The following is a 20,010-nucleotide window of genomic DNA, read 5'->3' on the forward strand; positions in this document are numbered from 1 at the left end:
AAGGCGCCCATCCCCGTGCCCCGCCGCGTCGCCGTCCTCGGCGCCGGCAGCTGGGGCACCACGTTCGCGAAGATCCTCGCCGACGGCGGCTCCGACGTCGTGATGTGGGCGCGCCGCGCCGAGCTGGCCCGCGAGATCACCGAGGCCAAGCGCAACAGCGACTACCTCCCCGGCATCAACCTCCCGCGCAACATCCGGGCCACGCCGCGCATCGAGGAGGCGCTGGAGGGCGCGGACCACGTCTACCTCTCCATCCCGTCGCAGTCGCTGCGGAGCAACCTCGAGGCGATCACGCCGTTCCTCACCGAGCGCACGGTGCTGGTGAGCCTGATGAAGGGCGTCGAGAAGGGCACCGGCCAGCGGATGAGCGAGGTGATCGCGCAGATGCTGCCGGTCTCCCTCGACCGGATCGCCGTCGCCTCCGGGCCCAACCTCGCCCTCGAGATCGCCAAGGAGCAGCCGACCGCGGCGGTCATCGCCTCCGAGAGCCTCGTCACCGCGCAGGAGGTGGCTCTCGCGGCGACCAACCGCTACTTCCGCTCCTACGTCAACACCGACGTGATCGGCACCGAGTTCGGCGGCGTGCTGAAGAACCTCATCGCCGTGGCGATCGGCATCGTCGACGGCGTCGGCTACGGCGAGAACACGAAGGCGTCGATCATCACGCGCGGTCTCGCCGAGATGACGGACTTCGCGGTCGCGTACGGCGGACGGGCCGAGACGATGGCCGGACTCGCGGGGCTCGGCGACCTCATCGCGACGTCGAGCTCGTCCCTCTCGCGCAACAACACGGCCGGGCGCCTGCTCGGCCAGGGCTACAGCTTCACCGACGTGGTGAAGTCGATGCAGCAGACGGCGGAGGGGCTCGCCTCCGTCGCGCCGGTCCTCGAGCTGGCGCGCGCCAGGGGAGTCGACATGCCCATCGTCGAGCAGGTGTCGCAGGTGCTCGCCGGTACGCTCGATCCGAAGGACATCGCGCCGCACCTGACCACGGATTCGGACGAGCCACAGGGTGAGAGGAACCTCGATGACCAGCAAGCTCCGCGTGGCCGTTCTGTTCGGGGGGCGCTCCAGCGAGCACTCGATCAGCTGCGCAACGGCGGCCGGGGTGCTGCGGGCGATCGACCGTGACCGCTTCGAGGTGATCCCCGTCGGGATCACCTCCGACGGCGCCTTCGTGCTCGAGGAGGACCGTCCCGAGAAGTTCGCTCTCGACGCCGCGTCGCTGCCCCGGGTCGAGGACGACGGCTCCCGTGTGCGCTGGCCGGAGTCCGCCCTCTCGCGAGAGCTCACCGTGACGACCGAGGACGGCGCGACGTGCTCGCTCGGCGAGGTCGACGTGGTGCTGCCGATCCTGCACGGCCCGTGGGGCGAGGACGGCACCGTCCAGGGGATGCTCGAGCTCGTCGGGCTGCCCTACGTCGGCTCGGGCGTGCTCGCGTCGGCTCTCGGCATGGACAAGCACTTCACCAAGACGGTGCTGCGGGCCGCGGGCCTCGCGGTGGCGCCCTGGTACCTCGTGACCGAGGCGGAGTGGCGCGCCGACCCGGGCGACGCCTCCTCGGCCCTCGACGAGCTGGGCCTGCCCGCGTTCGTGAAGCCGGCGCGGGCCGGCTCGAGCGTGGGCGTCAGCCGGATCGACGAGCGCGAGCAGCTCGAGGCCGCGCTGGAGGAGGCGTTCGCGCACGACTCGCGGGTACTGATCGAGTCGGGCATCGTCGGCCGCGAGGTAGAGATCGGCGTGCTCGGCGGCCGCCGCGGTGCTCCGGCCCGCGCCTCCGTCGCCGGCGAGGTGGTCGTCACCGGCCGCGGCTTCTACGACTTCGAGGCGAAGTACCTCGGGGCGTCCGGCATCGAGCTGGTCTGCCCGGCCGATCTCACCGACGGCGAGCTCTCCGAGATGCGGTCACTCGCGATCCGCGCCTTCGACGCGATCGGAGCCGAGGGCCTCGCCCGGGTCGACTTCTTCCTCACCGCCGACGGCTTCGTCGTCAACGAGATCAACACCATGCCCGGCTTCACGCCGGTCTCGATGTTCCCGCGCATGTGGGGCGCGAGCGGCGTGGACTACCCGGACCTGATCAGCGAGCTGCTCGACTCGGCGCTCGACCGCGTCCCGGTCGCCGCCCGATGACGCCGGCGCTCGCGCTCCGCGTCGAGGCGGGCGCGGCCGCGGCGCCCTTCGAGCAGATCCGCGAGCAGATCACCGCTCTGATCGCCGCGGGCGAGCTGCCGGTCGGGATGCGGCTGCCGCCGGTGCGCGCGCTGGCCGAGACGCTGGGCGTCGCCGCGGGGACGGTCGCCCGCTCCTACCGGGAGCTGGAGTCGGCGGGCCTGGTCGAGACGCGCGGCCGGGCGGGCACGGTCGTCGCGGGAGGCGTGGATGCGCTGGAGCGTGAGCTGCAGGCTGCGGCCGCCGTGTTCGCGTCGCGCGCGCGTGAGCTGGGGGCGACCGCCGATGGTGCGCTCACCGCAGCGAGTCGAGCCCTCGGCGTCTGACCGCTGAGACTCAGCCGGTGGGCGTGTCCGTCGGATCGAGGGTGTCGGCGTCCGAGACGTCGGTGCACTCGCGCGTCTGCGGGACGTAGGAGACGGCGTTCGCCAGGTCGAGCGCCGCGGAGGATCCGGACGCGCGGCTCTGGTCGACGGTGATCTCCACCGCGGGATCGCGCCCGTAGGTGGTCAGCGTGTAGATGTCCTCGTCCTTCTGCGTCTCGTCGATGATCCAGTCGACTCCGCTGACGTTCACGCAGAGGTCCGTCGTCGGGCCGGGCACCTCGACTCCGCAGTGGAGGATGACGGCGGCCGGGGTGCCCCAGGCGGCGGTGCCCTGAGCGTTCGTCTCGCGCTCGGGCTGCTCCGCGACCACGTCGGGCAGGCGCACCGAGACCTCGGCGCAGCCGGTGCTCGTCGCATCGGCGGCGGGCTCGAGTGCGACGCTGGCCGAGCAGCCCGAGAGCAGCAGGACGGCGGCGGCGGCGAGGAGGGGGGAGCGGAGTCGGCGGGGGGACATCGCCGTCAACGCTAGCGTGTGAACCATGGCAGAGGATCGGAGTCCCACCCTGGCCGAGCTCAGCGAGGGCGAGGTGCTCGCGAGGGTGCTGGCCCGGCTCGGCGGCCCGGGCGCGGAGACCCTGGTCGGGCCCGGCGACGACTGCGCGGTGCTGCGGGCTCCCGACGGCCGCTTCGTGGTGACCACGGACATGATGGTGCACGGCCCCGACTTCCGGCTGGCCTGGTCGAGCCCGGCGGACCTGGGCTGGAAGGCGGCGGCCTCGAACCTCGCCGACGTCGCGGCGATGGGGGCCCGTCCCACCGGGCTCGTCGTCGCGCTCGCGGCGCCCCAGTCGCTGGGCGTCGACGTGCTGGAGGGGATCGCGGGCGGACTCGCCGCCGGCTGCGCCGCGATGGCGCCGGGATGCGGAGTCGTCGGGGGAGACCTGTCCGCCTCCGCGACACTGACGCTCTCGATCACGGCGTTCGGCTCGCTCGACGGACGACCGCCGGTGCTCCGCAGCGGTGCGAGGCCGGGGGACGTGCTCGCCGTGGCCGGCCCGCTGGGACGAGCGGGGCTCGGGCTGCGCCTGCTGTTCGAGCAGGCGCGGCGGGACGGGGAGCCGTCGGCCGACCTCGCCGACCGGCTCCGCGAGCGGCATCCGTCCCTCCTCGAGGCGCAGCTGCGCCCGACCGCGCCGATCTCCGCGGGCGAGGCCGCGGGCGGGACCGCCACCGCGATGATGGACGTCTCGGACGGCGTGGTGCTCGACGCCCGTCGGATGGCGCGTGCGAGCGGAGTGGCGATCGACCTCGATGCCGCGGCGGTCGACGTGCACGCGCGCGGGCTCACGGGGGTGGAGGGCGTGGACCTCGACCTGGCGAGGGCGCTGGTGCTGGGAGGTGGCGAGGACCACGCGATGCTCGCGTGCTTCCCGCCCGCCGCGGCGCTGCCGGAGGGCTTCGTCCCGCTCGGGGTCGTCCGCGAGGGGGGCCCGGAGGTGCGCCTGGGCGGGGTCGCGCTCGAGGGGCGCGGGGGCTGGGACCCGTACCTCGGCTGGGACGGCGCGGCGGGCTGAGGCCGGTCAGCCGGCCGGGGAGGAAGCGGGCGAGGCGGCCGGCGCGGGCGACGCAGGCGAAGCCCACCAGATCGTGGTCTCGCCGTAGTCCTTCCTCCGCTCCCGCTCCAGACCCGCGGGCCAGCGCGGCTCCGGGCTGCGGGAGCTCCGCTCCACGACGACCACCGCGTCCTCGCGCAGCAGCGGCAGGACGCTGGCGAGGTCGGCGGCGAGGTCGTCCTCGCCGAGGTCGTAGGGCGGGTCGAGGAACACCGTGTCCGTGTTGAGGGCCGGGGAGCCGTCGAGGAAGGAGCGGACCGAGCCGGTCACCACCTCGATCCGCGGGGCGGGCCGCTTGTTCTTGGCAGCCGCGGTCGCGATCGCCCGTGCGTTCTCGCCCGCGGTCCGGGCGGCCTTCGGGTCGCGCTCGACCAGGACGACCGCGCTCGCTCCGCGGCTGGCCGACTCGAGCCCGAGGGCGCCGGAGCCCGCGTAGAGGTCGACCACCGTCGCGCCGTCGAGGGCGTCCCGGGCCTCGAGGGCCGAGAAGACGGCCTCGCGCACGCGGTCGCTGGTGGGGCGGGTGCCCGCGCACGGGACCCGGAGGGTGAGCGAGCCGGCGAATCCGGCGATGATCCTGGTCACCGGACCGAGCATAGGGCGGCACCCCTGCCTGCGGCGTCCGGTGGCCGCCGCGCGGCTCCTGCCTGGCGGCACACTGCGAACTCGCGGAACCTGGACCCTTTTCCCGTCAGGACTGCGAGAATCCGTAGCTATGACGTCGCTCGAAGACACCCGCTCCGCTGTCGGCCGCCGAGCGGCACCCGAGACGCCCCTGACCCGCGAGGAGTTCACGGCGCACTGCGGCGCCGTCCTCGGGAACCTCACCCGCGTGATCGACGGCAAGTCGGCCGAGGTCTCGATGGCGCTGACGGTGTTCCTCGCCGGTGGGCACCTCCTGATGGAGGACGTCCCCGGCACCGGCAAGACGGTCCTGGCGAAGTCGCTGGCGGCCTCGGTCGGCGGCAGCGTCGCGCGCATCCAGTTCACGCCCGACCTGCTCCCCTCCGACGTCACGGGGGTCTCGGTCTACAACCAGGCGACCCGCGACTTCGAGTTCAAGCCGGGCCCGGTCTTCGCGAACATCCTGATCGGCGACGAGATCAACCGGGCCTCGCCCAAGACGCAGTCGGCGCTGCTGGAGTGCATGGAGGAGCGCCAGGTCTCGGTCGACGGCACCACCCACCTCCTCCCGCGCCCCTTCGCCGTGATCGCGACGCAGAACCCGGTCGAGATGGAGGGCACCTACTCACTGCCCGAGGCCCAGCGCGACCGCTTCATGGCCCGCCTCTCGCTCGGCTACCCCGATGAGCGCGCCGAGCTCGAGATGATCCGCACCCGCGACTCGGCCAGCCCGCTCGAGGAGCTGCGGCCCGTCGTGGGCCTCGCCGAGCTCGAGCGGATGATGGCCTACGTGCGCTCCGTGTACGTCGCACCGCCTGTGCAGGAGTACGTGGTGGCGATCATGCAGGCCACGCGGGTGGACCCCGAGCTGCGGCTCGGGGGGAGCCCGCGCGCCACGCTCCAGCTGATCGCCGCCGCGAAGGCGCTTGCCGCCCTCAGCGACCGCGACTTCGTGGTGCCGGACGACGTGGACGCGCTCGCCGTCCCCGTGCTCGGCCACCGCCTCCTGCCCGCCACCCGCCTCCCCGGCCGCTCCGGCGCCGGATCCTCGCACTCGGTCACCGAGATCGTGCAGCGCATCGTCGCGGCCACCCCCGTCCCCTTCGGCAACCGTGGCGACTGAGGCCCGCCCCGCCGAGACGCCGTCGTCCCGTCTCGGCGGTCTGCCCGCGCTCCGCGGGGTCGCGCTGACGCTGCGCGGCTGGGCGCTCGTTCTGCTGGGCGTCGCGGGAGTGGTGATCGCGCCGCTGACAGAGTTCCGCGAGCTGCTGTTCGTCGGCCTGGTGCTGCTGGGCCTGCCCCTGGGCGCGCTCGTCTCCCTGCTCCTGGCGCCGGCGTCGTTCCGGGTGCAGCGCCGCTTCGCTCCCCAGACCGTCGCGGCCGGCGACGTGGTGGAGGTCGACGTGCTGCTCGAGAACCGCGGCCGCGCCGTCCGCAGCGGGGCGCGCGCCCACGACCGGCTCGAGCGCGTGGAGCGCGGGGTCGTCGTCGGCCGGCCGGTCGCCGAGGGCGTCTTCGGGCTGCCGGGCGTCCCGTCGGGCGGCCGCGTGCGCGCCCGCTACCGTCTGCCCGCCGAGCGGCGCGGGATCCACCGCATCGGCCCGCTGCGCCTGGTGCGCGGCGACGGCCTCGGGCTCGCGCTCCGCGAGAGCGTCGTGGGGGCTGCGCAGCCGTTCGTCGTGACTCCGCGGGTCGTGCCGCTCCAGAGCGACGTCCTGGACGCGCACGGAGCAGGCGGATCGAGCCCGGTCGCGCACGCGACGGCCGGCGCCGGCACGGACGACGTGATCCCGCGCGACTACCGCCCGGGGGACGCCATGCGCCGGGTGCACTGGCGGGCGAGCGCCCGCTCCGGTGAGCTCATGGTCCGCCAGGACGAGCAGAACACCGATCCGCACGCGTGGATCCTCCTCGAGACCCGGGCCGAGCGCGTGCTCGAGCGGCGCGGCGACGACCGGCTCGAGTGGGCGGTGTCGATGACGGCCTCCCTCGCCGTGCACCTGCTCGACCGCGGCTTCGAGACCCACCTCGTCGAGACGGGTGCGGACGGCGAGCCGGAGCACTCGGAGGACGAGCGCGAGGTGGCGCACGACGTGCTGCTGCGCCTGGCCGAGCTGGCGCCCTCGCGCGAGTCGGTCGACGCGGTGACCCGGATCTCGGCCGACATGCGCGACACGGGGGGAGTACGCCCGGTCTTCGCCGTGCTCACCCGACTCCTCGAGTCGGACCTCGACGCCCTCGGCTCCCTGGCCGCGCAGTCGCGCCCCGCGATCGCCTTCGTCGTCGCCGGCACCGCTGAGGAGGAGGCGGCTCTCGCCTCGCTCGGCTGGTACGCCGTGTCCGTAGACCAGAGCGCCTCCGTCGAGGAGGCGTGGGCGCAGGCCCTCGCTCTGCGGGTGGTGGCGTGAGCCGCCGCGCCGAGAGCGATCCGCGCGCCGGGTCGGCTCCTCTGAGCGGTCTGCTCTTCCTCGCGATCACGGCCGCCGCCGCCGGGATCGGCCGGCTCCTCGTCGGCGTCGACTGGCTGGTGCTCCTCGCGAGCGCGGTCGCCGTGGTGCTCGGCGTCCCGGCCGCCGCCCGGGCTCTGCGCGTGCACCCCGTCGTCCCGCCGATCCTCGGCACGCTGACGATGGTCGGCGTGCTGACCGCGATGTTCGTGCCCGGTCGGGCCCTGCTGTTCGTGATCCCCACGCCCGGCGCCGTCGCGCAGGCGGAGGCGCTCGCGCAGGGCGGCTTCCAGTCCATCGCGCAGCAGGGGCTCCCGGCGGTCGCCGACGACGGCATCTCGTTCCTCCTGATCGGCGGGGTGGTCGTGCTCGCCTGGGCGGCCGACCTGTTCGCCTTCTCCGTCCGCCTCCCCGCCCTGGCCGGTCTGTTCCCCGCGGCGCTGCTCGCGGTGCCGGCGATCGTGGACCCCTCCGAGGTGTCCTGGGCGAGCCTCGTCGTCACCGCGCTCGCCTACGCGGGCGTGCTCGCCGCCACGGCCGCCCCCCGCCGCCCGAGCGGCCCGAGCGCGGCCTCGGCCGTGCTGCCCGCCTTCGCGGCCGTGACCGTCGTCGTCCTGGGCGCGGGAGTCGTCGCCGGCTCGGCGGCCGGCTACGCGCGCACCACCGCCCCCTCGGGCGTCTCCGGGAGCCTCTTCAACGGCGCGATCGACCCGGTGGTCGCCCTCGGCGCGGACCTGCGCCGCCCGAACCCCGTGACCGTGCTGCGCTACGCCACCGACTCCGACCTGCCCGTCTACCTCCGCGTGCTGACCGTCTCGGACTTCGACGGTGACGACTGGGCGCCGAGCGAGACGGAGCAGACCGCTCCGATCGAGGCGCCGATCGCGCCCGAGGGGCTCTCCGAGAGCGTGCCGCGCGAGGCGGAGGAGGTCGACGTCTCGGTGGAGACGCTGCGGAGCCAGTGGCTCCCCGTGCCGTATCCGGTCTCGTCGCTGACGGGCGTCGGCGACGGCTGGCTCCAGGACGTGCAGGACGGCTCGATCCGCGGCGACGCGACGACCCGCTCCGGAGACGACTACCAGGTGCAGGCGCTGCGGCTCGAGCCCGACCCGCAGCAGCTGCTCGCCGCGCCCGCGCCGTCCGGCGTCGACCGGTACCTCTCGCTCCCCGACGACGTGCCCGAGATCGTCCGCACCACCGCGGAGGAGGTCACGGCGGAGGCTCCGACCGCCTACGACCGGGCGCGCGCGCTGCAGACGTACTTCCGCTCGTCCGAGTTCCGCTACTCCGAGGACACCCCCGCGGAGGAGGGCTACGACGGCGACGGAGTCGGCGTGCTCTCGGCGTTCCTGACGACGAAGGAGGGCTACTGCGTCCACTTCGCCTCGGCGATGGCGGTGATGGCGCGCGAGCTCGGGATCCCGTCGCGGCTCGCCATCGGCTACCAGCCCGGCTCCGTCGTGCCCTCCGGCGGCAGCGACCTGACCACCTACCGCGTCCTCTCCTCCGATCTGCACGCCTGGCCCGAGCTGTACTTCGAGGGGGTCGGCTGGCTGCCCTTCGAGCCGACGCCCAGCCGCGGCGCTCCGGCCTCGTACACCCTGCCGAGCGCGACGGCGTCCTCGGGCCCCACCGCCCCGGGCTCGACCGCGACCACCGCGCCCGGTGCGACCAGCGCTCCCGCCGCGACACCCACTCCGACGGCCGCGTCGGCGACGCCGACCCCCGGCGCCGTCGGCGCCTCGAGCACCACGGCGGCTCCCGCGGCGACGCTCTGGGTGCTGCTCCTGCTGCTCGTGCTCGTCCCCTGGCTGATGCGCGCCGTCCAGCGCGCGCTGCGGCGCCGGTCCGCGCGCTCCGGCTCCGTCGAGGCCGCGTGGGCCGAGCTGCTGGCGACCGCCCGCGACCTGGGCGTCCCCGTGGAGGACACGGAGTCTCCGCGCGCGCAGGAGGCCCGCATGGCTCCCGCCCTCGACCCCGGAGCGGCGGCACGTCTGCAGGGGCTCCGGGAGCGCGTCGAGCGCCGGCGCTACTCGCCGTCCGCGAGCGAGTCGGAGGCGTGGGACGACGCGACCGCCGTGGCCGCCGCGCTCCGCGGCTCCGCGGGTGCCGGTCGTCGGGTGCTCGCGTCGGTCGTGCCCCGCTCGGCGCTGGACCCGGTCGCCCGGCTCGCGCGTCCGAGGTCCGACCTATGATCGCTAGGTGATCCCGGACCCCCTCGACGCCTCGCTCGCGCCGCTGATCGGGCCGCGCACGGCGAGTGCGGTCGAGAAGGCCTTCGGGTACCGCACGGTCGGCGAGCTCCTGGGCCACTACCCGCGCCGCTACGCGAAGCGGGGCGAGCTGACGGCGCTCTCGCGTCTCCCCGTGGGAGAGAGCGTGACGATCGTGGCGGAGGTGCGCGAGGTGCGCGAGCGGCCGATGCGCAACCGGCGCGGCACCCTGCTCGAGGTCGTCATCTCGGACGGCTCGGGCACGCTCTCGCTGACGTTCTTCGGACAGCCCTGGCGCGCGGCGAAGCTCCACCGCGGCGTGCGCGGGATCTTCGCGGGCACGGTCTCGATGTTCCGCGACACCCCGCAGCTCACGCATCCCGACTACCGTCTGTTCGACGACGAGGAGGCCGCCGCGACGGAGACGGGAGGCGGTGAGCTCGCGAAGGACTGGGCCGAGCGGCCGATCCCGATCTACCCGGCGACCAGCGCGATCTCGAGCTGGCAGCTCCAGGCCGCGATCGGCGTGCTGCTGGACGGCTTGCGCGACGTGCCCGACCCGATGCCCGAGCAGGTGCGCGCCGGCCGCTCGCTGCTGGGCCTCGGCGAGGCGCTGGAGCTGATCCACCGCCCGCAGCGGGAGGGCGAGGAGGCGCAGGCGCGCGAGACGCTGCGCTTCCACGAGGCGTTCCTCCTGCAGCTCGCCCTGCTCGAGCGCCGGGCCTCGGCGCTCAGCAGCCCCGCGACCGCCCGCGTGCCCGGCCCCGGCGGGCTGCTCGAGCGCTTCGACGCCGCGCTGCCCTTCGCCCTCACCGGCGACCAGACCGCGGTGGGGCACGAGATCGCCGCCGATCTGGCGGCCGAGAGCCCGATGACCCGGCTGGTGCAGGGCGAGGTCGGCTCCGGCAAGACCCTCGTCGCGCTCCGGGCGATGCTCGCCACGGCCGAGAGCGGCGGGCAGGCGGCGCTGCTCGCTCCCACCGAGGTGCTCGCGGGGCAGCACCTCCGCTCGATCGCGAGGACCCTCGGCCCGGAGCTCGCGGCCGAGCTGGTGCCGACCCTCCTCACCGGCGGGCTGGGGGCGGCGCAGCGCCGCGCGGCCCTCCTCCGGATCGTCTCGGGCACGGCGAAGATCGTCGTCGGCACGCACGCCCTCCTCGGCGACGCGGTCTCCTTCTACGACCTGGGCCTCGTCGTGATCGACGAGCAGCACCGCTTCGGCGTGGACCAGCGGGACGCCCTGCGCAGGAAGGGCGCCACCCCGCCGCACGTGCTGGTGCTGACGGCCACGCCCATCCCGCGGACCGTCGCCATGACGGTCTTCGGCGATCTCGACACCTCGACCATCCGCGAGCTGCCCGCCGGGCGCCCCGGCATCACGAGCCACGTGGTCCCGCTCGCCGACCATCCCGCGTGGATCGCGCGGGCGTGGGAGCGCGCCGAGGAGGAGATCCGCTCGGGCCACCAGGTCTACCTCGTCTGCCCGGCGATCGAGCCGGGGGAGCCCGCCGAGGGCGCGCAGCCGCCCGAGGAGGACGCCGCCGCGCCGCTCACGACCGTCGCGGCCACGCTGGAGGGCGTGCGCGCGCATCCGCTGCTCGGGAAGCGGCGGTCGGCCGCGCTGCACGGGCGGATGACGACGGAGGAGAAGGACGCCGTGATGCGCTCCTTCGCCGCGGGGGAGATCGACGTCCTGGTGTCGACGACGGTCATCGAGGTCGGCGTGGACGTGCCGAACGCCTCGATGATGGTCGTGCTCGACGCGGAGCGGTTCGGGGTCTCGCAGCTGCACCAGCTCCGCGGGCGCATCGGGCGCGGCGGCGTCGCGGGGGTGTGCCTGTTCGTGACGGCGGCGGAGGCGGGGACGGTCGCGCGCGAGCGGGTGGAGGCGGTCGCCGCGACGCTCGACGGCTTCGCGCTCGCCGAGGTCGACCTGGAGCTGCGCCGCGAGGGCGACGTGCTGGGCGACTCGCAGTCCGGCGGGCGCTCGTCGCTCCGCCTGCTGCGGGTGGTGCAGGACGCCGACGTGATCGTGGAGGCGCGGGCGCTGGCCGAGCGGCTCCTCGCGGAGGACCCGTCGCTCGCCGCGCACGACCGGCTCCGTGCCGCGCTCGAGCGCCGCGTGCAGGACCGCGACCGGGAGTTCCTCGCCAAGAGCTAGGCGGTGCCCGCCCGCTACTCTGTCGGCATGGCCCGCATCGCCGTCGTCCCCGGCTCCTTCGACCCCGTGACCCTCGGTCATCTCGACGTGATCGAGCGGGCCGCGCGCCTGGTCGACGAGCTGCACGTCGTGGTGGTGCACAACCCCGCCAAGACGGCGCTGCTGCCGATCGCCCAGCGCGTCTCGCTCATCGAGCAGTCGATCGCGGAGGCGGGGGTCGAGGGGCGGATCGTCGTCGCCTCGTGGAGCATGGGCCTGCTCGTCGACTACTGCACCGACGTCGGGGCGAGCATCCTGGTGAAGGGCATCCGCTCGCAGGTCGACGTGGCGTACGAGACCCCCATGGCGATCGTGAACCGCAACCTCGCGCACGTCGAGACGGTGTTCCTCCTGCCCGACCCCGCGCACGCCCACGTGTCGAGCTCGCTGGTGCGGCAGGTCTCCTCCCTCGGCGGCGACGTCGCCCCCTACGTGCCGCCCGCGGTCGCCGCGTACCTCGCCGCCGGCTGAGGCGCCGCCGATCGCCTGCCCGGGCGATCTCGGGCCGTGGACCCGTGCGCCCGCGGCAGCCGGGAGAATGGACCGGTGAGCGAGACGCGCGTGCAGGCCTGGGCCCTCGACGGCATCCCGGAGGTGACTCCCGGTGACGACCTGCTCGAGCTGATCCTCGCGGCCGTCGCCGCCGCCCTCGAGGAGGACCGGCCCGCGGACGGCGACATCCTCGTGGTCACGAGCAAGATCGTCTCGAAGGCGGAGGGGCGCGTCGTCGCCGCGACCGACCGCGAGGACGCGATCACGGCCGAGACCGTCCGCGTCGTCGCCACCCGGGCGCACGGGTCCGGCGTCACCCGCATCGTGGAGAACCGCCTCGGGATCGTGCAGGCGGCGGCCGGAGTCGACGCCAGCAACGTCGCGGAGGGGACGGTCCTCCTCCTCCCCGTCGACCCGGACGCCTCGGCACGGGCCCTCTGCGCGGGCCTCCGGGAGCGGCTCGGCGTGGAGGTGGGCGTGCTCGTCAGCGACACCCTGGGCCGCGCGTGGCGGGTCGGGCAGACCGACGCGGCCATCGGAGCCGCGGGCGTCCTCGTGATCGACGACCTCCGCGGCGGGGTCGACGCCCTGGGGCGCACGCTGGGAGTGACCATGCCGGCCGTGGCGGACGAGATCGCCGCGCTCGGCGACCTGGTGAAGGGCAAGGCGAGCGGTCGCCCCGTCGCCGTCGTCCGCGGGCTCGCCCGCCTGGTGACGGGAGTCGAGAGCCCGGGCGCCCGCACGCTGACCCGCACGGGCCCCGACGACATGTTCCGCCTCGGCGCCGACGAGGCCTTCGCTGAGGGCTTCGCGGCCGGAGCCGCCTCGCGCGAGGAGCGCGCGTGACCGGCTGGAGCGCGGTCGTCGTGTTCAAGGGCCGCGGCGGCTCGAAGACGCGCCTCGACGTGCCGGGCCGCGCGGCGCTGGCCGAGGCGTTCCTCCTGGACACGCTCGCCGCGGTGGCCGCCGCGGAGGCGGTGACGAGCCTTCTCCTGGTCACCTCCGACGCCGGTGCGGCCGACCGCGCACGGGCGGAGCACCCGCAGCTGGTGGTGGTGCCCGACCCGGGGACCCTCGACACCGCCGTGTCGGGGGGAGCCGAGGCCGCCCTGCACCGCCGGCCGGGCGCCCCGGTGATCGTGCTGACCGGGGACCTGCCCGCCCTGCTGCCGTCGGACCTCTCCGAGGCGCTCGCGACGCGGTCGCTCCCGGCCGTCGTCCCGGACCGCGAGGGGAGCGGCACCACGGCGCTCCTGCTGGCGGCCGGAGCCCTCGTCGCTCCGGCGTTCGGCCCGGGCTCGCTGGCCCGGCACCGCGACGCGGGCTGCGCCGTCGTCGTGCTGCCCGGCTCGTCGACGCTGAGGCTGGACGTCGACACGCTCGCCGATCTCGGAGACGCGGAGGAGGCCGGCGTCGGCCCGCACACCTCCCGCGCGCTGGCCGCAGCGGCCTGACGCGCAGGGAGTCCGAGCCGCGGACGCGGTCAGCCGGCGAGCAGCCCCGCCTCGAACGCCGCCGTCAGGCCGGCGTCGATCGCGAGCGGTGCGCCGTCGACCGAGCGGACGGGGATCGCCCGCCGGGTGCTCGACACCAGCCACGCCGCATCGGCACCGGTGAGCGCCGAGACCGGCAGCTCGCGGCGCGACGACGCGAGCCCGCGGCGCTCGCCCAGCGCGAGGACCCGCTCGACCGTCGTGCCGGCGAGCACGCTGCCCGAGAGCGGCGTCGCGAGCACCCCGTCGCCGAGGAGCACCAGGCTCGACGTCGCTCCCTCGAGGAGCAGCCCGTCGCTCGTGCGCCAGACCACGTCGTCCGCGCCCCGGGATGCCGCCTCGCGCAGCGCCGCCCGGGTGACGGCGCCCGAGGTGGTCTTGACGCCCGGGAGCAGCCACGGCGCGAGCGGACCGCTCTCGTACCCGCGGTCCAGCACGACGACGGCCGCGCCCTTCTCCCGGAGCGCCCTCGAGTCGGGAGTCGGAGCCGCGCGCACGGTGCACCGGGCGGAGTCGCCCGACCCGTGGGCGGCGATGAAGCGGACCGTCAGGTCGTCGACCCGATCGTGCTCCGCCACGGCGAGGTCGACCGCTCGGGACCAGAGGGGCGCCTCCGGGATCGTCAGCCCGACGGCCCGGGCCGATCCGGCCAGCCGCGCGAGGTGCTCGCCGAGCGCGCGGGGACGTCCGTCGAGGACCGCGACGGTCTCGAAGACCCCGTCGCCGCGGAGGTAGCCCGCCTCGTCGACGCGGACGAGCGGACCCTCCGGGTCGCGGAGGACGACGGCGCAGGAGGTGATCTCGACCAGGACGGGGGTGCTCATCCGCCCATCCTGCCCCCGGCGGAGCCTCAGCGGGGGAGGAGGCCGCTCGCCACGTCGGACGGCTCGACGATCTCGCGCCACGGCTCCGGCCGGAGTCCTGCCGAGCCGAGCACGTCGGCCCCGGCGAGGAGGTCCACGTCGAGACCGGTCAGCTCGCCGATCACGGCGACCGGCAGCTGGAACGTCCTGAAGCCGCCGAGCGGCACCAGGCCCTCGCGCACGCGCTCCACGAGCTCGCTCTGGTCGAGCAGGTACGCGCTCGTCGCGAGCGTCGATCCGTCCGGGCTCCACGCCGCGATCTTCCAGAAGCGGCGGGGGATGCCCGTACCGCGGTAGACCGGGTCGTCGTCCGCGAGCACGGGCCCGGTGAAGACGCTCAGGCGCGTGCGCCAGGTCTGCGCGTACTCGAGCACCAGCGTCTCGAGCCCGAGCCACAGCTCCTGCGACTGGTTGAAGCCGCTCGCCTGGGGCGCGGCGTTCGTGTAGCAGAAGCTGTCGCGGTTGGCCGCGGCGGCCTCGTCCCGGTCGCCCCAGACGGGGTCGCGGCGGCGGACCAGGTGGCCGCGGTCGAGGTCGTTGCGGGCGTACACCTCCGGCCCGGTCTGCTCGGAGGCGGGGATGCGGTCGTCGAGGTGCCAGTCGTCGCCGCGGCCGAGCTCGACCAGGCGCGCGCCGTCGATGTTCACGGCCGTCGAGACGGCCAGGCGCCGCTCCGGATCCAGCAGCACCTCGAAGTGCGTGTACGGCAGGAGCCGCACCGGGCGCTCGACCCTCAGGAGCGGCGCACCCGCGGGGACGCCGAGGAAGTCCGCGTCGAAGCTCACTCCTCGACCTCCGCCGTCGGAGTCGCCGTGGCTGTCGCTGTCGGGGTCGCCGTGGGCGTCGCCGGGGGAGCCTCGGTCGCGGGGACTCCCGTGCCGGTCGGAGCCGGAGCCGGTGCCTGGGTGGCGGGAGCCGGGACCTGCGAGCCGTTGCTGATCAGCAGGGCGATGTCGGAGTAGCGCGCGACGGTCGTGCCCGCGGCCGGGTCGGTGCCCGCCACCACGCCGGCCGGGAGCGACGAGTCGATGGTCGCCCCCTCCTCGACGTCGAAGCCGAGGTCCTCCAGCGCCTCCGTGGCGTCGTCGACCGAGCGGCCGGAGACGGTCGGCACGGCGATCTGGCGGCCGTTCAGCAGGGCGCTGCTGGGCTCCTCGAAGTCGTCTCCGCCGTACTTCTGGTCGGCGCGGGTCATCACCGAGTTCCAGATGTAGTGGCGGATGTTGGAGGCGTACGGGCGGCTCTCGAGCTCCGAGTTCGGGAAGCGGACCTCGCGCATCGAGGTGTGGCCGTCGATGTTGCCCACCCAGACCACGGTCGCGACGCGCGAGCTCGCCCCGTCCATCCAGGTCGACTCCGCGTTGTCGGTGGTGCCCGTCTTGCCGATGTGCTCGATGCCGTCGTCCGGGTCGGACTGGGCGGCCGTGCCGCCGGTGACGACGCGCTGCAGGGCGTAGTTCGCGACCGCCGTCAGCTCGGGGCTGAGGGCCTGGTTGCAGGTGGAGGTCGGCGGCTGGACGGCGGCGCCGGTCGCGTCGGTGATCGAGTCGATGGCGATCGCGGAGCAGGCGGTGCCGTTGTTGGCGAAGCCGGCGAAGGCGGTGACCATCGAGAGGGGGGAGATGAGCGTGTCCGAGCCGAGGACGGCGGACGGCTTGTAGTCGACCTCGCCGCCGTCGGCCGCCTTCACGCCGAAGCCGACCGCGCGGTCGCGGATCGCGCAGAGGTCGAGCTGCTGCGCCATCGAGACGTAGACGGTGTTGATCGACTGCATCGTGCCGGTCAGCACGCTGTAGCTGCCGTTCTCGCTGTCGTCGTTGTTGACCTCGTAGGAGGTGTCGAGCTCGCCGCCCGGCGCGCAACTGGCGGGGAAGCCCGAGAAGGTGCGCTCTCGGCCGTTGATCGTCTCGTTCAGGCTGCGTCCGCTCGCGAGCCACTGCGCGAGCGTGAACACCTTGTAGGTCGATCCGACCTGGAACCCGGCGGAGCCGCCGTAGGCCGTGTCGGTGTTGAAGTTGACGGCGGAGAAGTTCGCGCCGTTCACGGCGCCGGCCGCGTCGTAGTCCTTGTTCTGCACCATCGCCAGGATCCGGCCGGTGCCGACCTCCATCGAGACGGTCGCGCTGCCGATGTTGGTGTCGAGGGTGGGGACCTTGGGGACGGCGTTGTTCGTCGCGTTGGCCGCGGTGTCCTGCAGGTCGCGGTCGAGCGTCGTGTAGATCTTGTAGCCGCCGCGCTGGAAGTTCGCGAGGCGGGTGTCCGCGTCGTCGCCGAACGCCGGGTCGTTCTGGACGACGCGGGTGATGTAGTCGCAGAAGAAGGCCGCGTTGCCGGCGGTCTGGCAGCCGGTGGGCGTCTGCGTGATCGCGGGGACGACCTCCTCGGCGACGGCGGCGTCGTGGTCGGCCTGCGAGATCTTCCCCTCCTGGAGCATCTGGTCGAGGACGTAGTCGCGGCGGATCTTGTTGTCCGGGATGTTCTCGGGCTGGTCGATCCTGAGGCCGTTGGGGTTGTTGACCGTGGCGATCAGGCTCGCGGCCTGCGCGAGGCTCAGGTCGGCCGCGCTGGTCGAGAAGTAGTACTCGGCCGCCGCCTGGATGCCGTAGACCTGGCCGCCGAAGCCGGCGATGTTGAGGTAGCCGAGGAGGATGTCGTCCTTGCTGTACTTCTTCTCGAGGTCGACGGCGAGCTTCATCTCCTTGAGCTTGCGGCTCGGAGTGGTCGCGGTCGCCTCCTCGTAGGCGGCCTCGGAGGCCGCCTCGTCGGTCGCGCTCAGCGACTCCGCCTTCTGCACGAGGACGTTCTTGACGTACTGCTGAGTGATGGAGGATCCGCCCTGGAGGTCCCCGCCGACGATGTTGCTGAGCACCGCGCGGATCGTGCCCTGCAGGTCGACGCCGCCGTGGTCGTAGAAGCGCGGGTCCTCGGTCGAGACCGCCGCGTCCTTCACGGACTGGCTGACCTGGTCGAAGGCCACCTCCTCGCGGTTCTGCGCGTAGAAGGAGGCGAGCAGCTCGTCCGAGCCGTCGGTGCGCTTGGCGTAGATCTCGGTCTTCTGGGCCAGCTGGCCGAGCTCGAGGTACTCCGGCACCGTCTCGAACAGCCCGATCGGGTTGTTCTCGGCGAGACCGGTGACGGCGAGGGCGGGAGTGACCCCGACCGTGATCAGCAGGCCCCCGGCGAGGCTGGCTCCGACGATCCCGAGGACCCGGGCGAGCACGCCGCCGCGGGCGGTTCCTTGCGCAGACATGGCTACGAGAGTAGGCGACGAGTCTGGATCCGTCGTGCGGCCGCGCTCGGGGGCCCTGATGCCCGCCCTCCCGGCTCCGGGAGCGGCGGCCGCCGGTACGGTGAGCGGGTGACCAGAGCCCGAGCATGACCGCCTCCGCCGACCCCGCCGAGACGCGCCGCCGCGCGGTGCTCGTGGTGGCCGTCCTCGCCTCCTTCGTCGCCTTCCTCGACGGCACCGTCGTCAACGTCGCCCTGCCCGCCATCACCCGCGAGCTCGGCGGCGGGCTCGCGGTGCAGCAGTGGGTGGTCGACGGGTACCTGATCACGCTCGGCGCGCTGATCCTCGTGGCCGGCTCGCTCGCCGACCGCATCGGCCGGGCCCGCAGCATGACCATCGGCCTGATCGGCTTCGGCGTCACCTCGCTGCTGTGCGCGCTGGCCCCCACCGCCGAGGTCCTCATCGTGGCGCGGATGCTCCAGGGTGCCGCCGGCGCGATCCTCGTGCCCAGCTCGCTCGCCCTCATCATCGCGACCGTCCACGGCGCCGCGCAGGCTCGGACCATCGGTGCGTGGACGGCCTGGACCGGCACGGCGACGATCGCCGGGCCCGTGCTCGGCGGCCTGCTGGTGGACGCGGGCTCGTGGCGGTACGTCTTCGCGCTCAACCTGCTGCCGATCGCGGTGACGCTGGTCCTGCTGCGCAGGCTCGGCGCGGTCGACTCGGGGACCCGGGTGCCGATCGACGGCGTCGGCGCGGTGCTCGGGGTGATCGGCCTGGGAGGGCCGGTGTTCGCGCTGATCGAGCAGGAGCGGCTCGGGATGCAGCATCCGCTCGTGCTGACCGCCCTGATCGGGGGAGTCGCCGCCCTCGTCGCGTTCGTCGTGTGGGAGCGGCGAGCGGCGCATCCGATGCTGCCGCTGTCGCTCTTCGCGTCGCGGAACTTCACCGTCGGCAACGTCTCGACGGCGTTCGTCTACGGCGCGCTCTCCTTCGGCTTCTTCGCGCTGGGCCTGTTCCTGCAGCAGACCCTGGGCTTCTCGGCGACCCTGGCCGGGCTCGCGACGCTCCCGCCGACGATCCTGCTGCTCCTGCTCTCGCAGGTCTCCGGGTCGCTGTCGGCGCGGTTCGGCCCGCGGCTCTTCATGGGCGTCGGACCGCTGATCGCCGCGGCCGGGTTCCTCCTGCTCTCCTTCGTCGACGAGGGCGCCGACTACGCCACGCAGCTGCTGCCGGGCATCCTCCTGTTCGGCTTCGGCCTCGCGGTGACGGTCGCTCCGCTGACCTCGACGATCCTCGGCGCGGTGGAGGACGGGCACAGCGGAGTCGGCTCCGCCGTGAACAACGCCGTCTCGCGCATCGCGGGGCTGGTCGCCATCGCCGCGACCTCGCTCGTGGTCGGCGACTCGCTCGACGTCGAGGGCTTCTCCCGTGCCGCCGTCGCGACCTCCGCCCTCCTGGTCGCCGGCGGCGTCGTCTCCCTCCTCGGCATCCGCAACCCGGCTCCCGCCGACCGCTGACGACTGCTCGGGGAGCGTCTCCGACCCCCGTCCGGGGTGCGGCGCTCCGTGTTCACGCGGTGTCCGCCGATCCTTCGACGGAACGTGGATGAAATAGTTGTCGCTACATGGAATACTGATCGACGTCGATGCGCTTGCATACATCGGACGGGGACGCTCTCCCCGCGACGACCGTCACACTCGAGGAGAAACCATGACCGACACCGTCACCATCCCCGGCTACAAGGCCGGCACCTGGGTCATCGACCCCACCCACAGCGAGGTCGCGTTCAGCGTCCGCCACCTGATGATCAGCAAGGTCAAGGGCAAGTTCGAGCGCTTCACCGCCACGTTCACCACCGGCGAGAACCCGCTCGACTCCAAGGTCGAGGCCACCGCCGAGGTCGCCTCCGTCAACACCAACGAGCCCAACCGCGACGGCCACCTCCGCACCGGCGACTTCTTCGAGGCCGAGCAGTACCCGGAGATCCACTTCGTCTCGACCGCCGTCCGCCCGAACGGCGACGACTTCCTCGTCGACGGCGAGCTCACCATCAAGGGCACCACCAAGCCCGTCACCTTCGAGGTGGAGTTCGGCGGCTTCGGCACCGACCCCTACGGCAACTACAAGGCCGGCCTCACCGCCAAGGCCACCATCGACCGCACCGACTTCGGTCTGACCTACAACGCGGCCCTCGAGACCGGTGGCGTGCTCATCGGCGAGAAGGTCACCATCACCCTCGACCTGCAGGCCGCCCACCAGGCGTAGTCCGAGCCGATCGACCGGAGCCGTCCCTCCCCCCGGGGAGCGGACGGCTCCGTCGTTCCCGGAGCCGGT

Annotated in this window: 18 protein-coding genes; 13 read left to right on the plus strand and 5 right to left on the minus strand. The window is 74.0% G+C overall.

Annotation, left to right across the window (positions count from 1 at the left end):
* The first annotated feature begins 15 nt into the window (after positions 1-15).
* From C5C82_RS00210 to C5C82_RS00220, 3 genes are read left to right on the plus strand one after another with little or no spacing between them, the layout of a single operon-like run.
* Positions 16-1,131: an NAD(P)H-dependent glycerol-3-phosphate dehydrogenase gene (locus tag C5C82_RS00210; RefSeq protein ID WP_181027083.1), complete on the plus strand. Its 1,116-nt coding sequence runs from the start codon at positions 16-18 to the stop codon at positions 1,129-1,131.
* The gene (locus C5C82_RS00215; RefSeq protein WP_104295026.1) at positions 1,028-2,134 is read left to right on the plus strand and encodes a D-alanine--D-alanine ligase family protein; all 1,107 of its coding nucleotides are present in this window, start codon (positions 1,028-1,030) and stop codon (positions 2,132-2,134) included. The genes C5C82_RS00210 and C5C82_RS00215 overlap by 104 nt, the downstream gene beginning before the upstream one ends.
* Positions 2,131-2,499, plus strand: a complete 369-nt coding sequence (locus tag C5C82_RS00220) for a GntR family transcriptional regulator (RefSeq protein WP_104249623.1) — start codon at positions 2,131-2,133, stop codon at positions 2,497-2,499. The genes C5C82_RS00215 and C5C82_RS00220 overlap by 4 nt, the downstream gene beginning before the upstream one ends.
* Before the next feature lie 10 nt (positions 2,500-2,509).
* Here C5C82_RS00220 and C5C82_RS00225 read toward each other — a convergent pair whose 3' ends face one another.
* Positions 2,510-3,013, minus strand: coding sequence for a DUF3515 family protein (locus C5C82_RS00225; RefSeq protein ID WP_104223096.1), 504 nt, complete (start codon positions 3,011-3,013; stop codon positions 2,510-2,512).
* 25 nt (positions 3,014-3,038) lie between these two features.
* Here C5C82_RS00225 and thiL point away from each other — a divergent pair, with 25 nt between their 5' ends.
* A complete protein-coding gene (gene thiL, locus C5C82_RS00230) occupies positions 3,039-4,073 on the plus strand; it encodes a thiamine-phosphate kinase (RefSeq protein WP_104295027.1) in 1,035 nt (344 codons plus the stop codon).
* A 6-nt stretch (positions 4,074-4,079) separates the two neighbouring features.
* On the opposite strand, the gene C5C82_RS00235 is transcribed toward thiL, so the two are convergent.
* On the minus strand, positions 4,080-4,697 hold the full coding sequence (locus tag C5C82_RS00235) for an RsmD family RNA methyltransferase (protein WP_104354473.1): 618 nt from the start codon (positions 4,695-4,697) through the stop codon (positions 4,080-4,082).
* A 130-nt stretch (positions 4,698-4,827) separates the two neighbouring features.
* Between C5C82_RS00235 and C5C82_RS00240 the strand changes: the two genes are divergently transcribed.
* The 7 genes from C5C82_RS00240 to cofC all read left to right on the plus strand — a co-directional run bounded on the left by C5C82_RS00240 (position 4,828) and on the right by cofC (position 13,542).
* Positions 4,828-5,859 carry a MoxR family ATPase gene (locus tag C5C82_RS00240; RefSeq protein WP_104225624.1) on the plus strand — a complete coding sequence of 344 codons (1,032 nt, stop codon included), beginning with the start codon at positions 4,828-4,830 and terminating at the stop codon, positions 5,857-5,859.
* Positions 5,849-7,144, plus strand: a complete 1,296-nt coding sequence (locus C5C82_RS00245) for a DUF58 domain-containing protein (protein WP_104295028.1) — start codon at positions 5,849-5,851, stop codon at positions 7,142-7,144. Before C5C82_RS00240 ends, C5C82_RS00245 begins: the two co-directional genes overlap by 11 nt.
* A complete protein-coding gene (locus C5C82_RS00250) occupies positions 7,141-9,378 on the plus strand; it encodes a DUF3488 and transglutaminase-like domain-containing protein (protein ID WP_104295029.1) in 2,238 nt (745 codons plus the stop codon). Before C5C82_RS00245 ends, C5C82_RS00250 begins: the two co-directional genes overlap by 4 nt.
* A gap of 7 nt (positions 9,379-9,385) precedes the next feature.
* Positions 9,386-11,557: an ATP-dependent DNA helicase RecG gene (locus C5C82_RS00255; RefSeq protein WP_374953764.1), complete on the plus strand. Its 2,172-nt coding sequence runs from the start codon at positions 9,386-9,388 to the stop codon at positions 11,555-11,557.
* A gap of 27 nt (positions 11,558-11,584) precedes the next feature.
* Complete coding sequence (gene coaD / locus C5C82_RS00260; protein ID WP_104223138.1) at positions 11,585-12,067, plus strand: pantetheine-phosphate adenylyltransferase; 483 nt, start codon at positions 11,585-11,587, stop codon at positions 12,065-12,067.
* A gap of 75 nt (positions 12,068-12,142) precedes the next feature.
* Positions 12,143-12,934 (plus strand): coenzyme F420-0:L-glutamate ligase, encoded by a 792-nt coding sequence (locus C5C82_RS00265; protein ID WP_258062832.1) that lies wholly within the window; start codon positions 12,143-12,145, stop codon positions 12,932-12,934.
* Positions 12,931-13,542, plus strand: coding sequence for a 2-phospho-L-lactate guanylyltransferase (cofC, locus tag C5C82_RS00270; protein ID WP_104291481.1), 612 nt, complete (start codon positions 12,931-12,933; stop codon positions 13,540-13,542). The genes C5C82_RS00265 and cofC overlap by 4 nt, the downstream gene beginning before the upstream one ends.
* 29 nt (positions 13,543-13,571) lie before the next feature.
* On the opposite strand, the gene C5C82_RS00275 is transcribed toward cofC, so the two are convergent.
* Genes C5C82_RS00275 through C5C82_RS00285 form a run of 3 tightly spaced genes read right to left on the minus strand, consistent with a single transcriptional unit; the run spans position 13,572 to position 17,694 of the window.
* Positions 13,572-14,405, minus strand: a complete 834-nt coding sequence (locus tag C5C82_RS00275) for an aminotransferase class IV (protein WP_104354434.1) — start codon at positions 14,403-14,405, stop codon at positions 13,572-13,574.
* A gap of 26 nt (positions 14,406-14,431) precedes the next feature.
* On the minus strand, positions 14,432-15,229 hold the full coding sequence (locus C5C82_RS00280) for a DNA/RNA non-specific endonuclease (protein ID WP_258065867.1): 798 nt from the start codon (positions 15,227-15,229) through the stop codon (positions 14,432-14,434).
* On the minus strand, positions 15,226-17,694 hold the full coding sequence (locus tag C5C82_RS00285) for a transglycosylase domain-containing protein (protein ID WP_104354435.1): 2,469 nt from the start codon (positions 17,692-17,694) through the stop codon (positions 15,226-15,228). Before C5C82_RS00285 ends, C5C82_RS00280 begins: the two co-directional genes overlap by 4 nt.
* 125 nt (positions 17,695-17,819) lie before the next feature.
* On the opposite strand from C5C82_RS00285, the gene C5C82_RS00290 reads away from it, so the two are divergent.
* Together C5C82_RS00290 and C5C82_RS00295 are read left to right on the plus strand one after the other, a co-directional pair.
* The gene (locus C5C82_RS00290) at positions 17,820-19,193 is read left to right on the plus strand and encodes a DHA2 family efflux MFS transporter permease subunit (RefSeq protein ID WP_104354436.1); all 1,374 of its coding nucleotides are present in this window, start codon (positions 17,820-17,822) and stop codon (positions 19,191-19,193) included.
* 193 nt (positions 19,194-19,386) lie between these two features.
* On the plus strand, positions 19,387-19,941 hold the full coding sequence (locus C5C82_RS00295) for a YceI family protein (RefSeq protein ID WP_104237910.1): 555 nt from the start codon (positions 19,387-19,389) through the stop codon (positions 19,939-19,941).
* The last annotated feature ends 69 nt before the right edge of the window (positions 19,942-20,010 follow it).

The sequence above is a fragment of the Rathayibacter sp. AY1D5 genome (genome assembly GCF_002932515.1).
In the GTDB taxonomy this organism is placed as follows: Bacteria; Actinomycetota; Actinomycetes; order Actinomycetales; family Microbacteriaceae; genus Rathayibacter.